This window comes from Oleiphilus sp. HI0061 (genome assembly GCF_001635675.1).
This window is the reverse complement of the sequence record NZ_LWFE01000100.1, coordinates 1-720: the sequence shown is the minus strand read 5'-3', so window position 1 is coordinate 720 and position 720 is coordinate 1. Positions and strand designations below refer to the sequence as shown.

The window sequence follows — 720 nt, the reverse complement described above, 5'->3', positions numbered from 1 at the left end:
TAAGGTCACAAGCACCGGCCAGCGAACCTCCCTACGCGAATGCAAGCGCCTGTTTGAATCATCCCACTGCCCTTGTATAAAAACTTTTTCATCACCCTGAACTCGCGGCTTAGATAAGGCATTTTGACTTTGAAGTGATTCTTCAGTTTGTGCCTCAACACTCTACCTTTCATGCGCTTTCACATTCTCATGAGATGATTCCTCCATAACCTGCACTTTAGGCTTATTGTTTCTTTTAGTGGCAGGTGGAGCGTTAAGCACATTGCGCCCCGCAAACTCCTTGTCATGAAGCCCTAAGGCCTCATCAACATTCATCACGACAGTTAACATTTCATCATCCGAAGACTTATGCTCCGAATCTATTAAAATAAAATCAAATTGAGCAAAATGAATAACCGTGTTGTGAGTCAATAATACCTCACTATTAATACGCTGCTTGTTTACAAAAGTACCATTAGTAGACTGAAGGTCTCTCAAAAATAAGCGACCGTCTTTGCTTATTATCTCGGCATGTTCACGAGAAATACCAGAGCGCAGAACAACCATATCAATTGACTTATTTCTGCCAATAACAAAGGGAAACTTAGTGATGGGTATTTTCTTGACCACCCCAGTTTCGTCCAAACTTCCTTTCCAGTGCCAAAGTGCCAAAGTGCCAAAGTGCCATAAAATAAACTCAGTATTAATCGACATAAAACTTCTTCAGTATAAGAGCCATGC

Annotated in this window: 1 protein-coding gene; it reads right to left on the bottom strand. The window is 41.4% G+C overall.

Going from position 1 to position 720, the window contains the following annotated elements; translation table 11 throughout:
- Positions 1 to 162: 162 nt before the first annotated feature.
- A complete protein-coding gene (locus tag A3735_RS01230) occupies positions 163 to 693 on the bottom strand; it encodes an FHA domain-containing protein (protein WP_068513123.1) in 531 nt (176 codons plus the stop codon).
- Between the last annotated feature and the right edge of the window lie 27 nt (positions 694 to 720).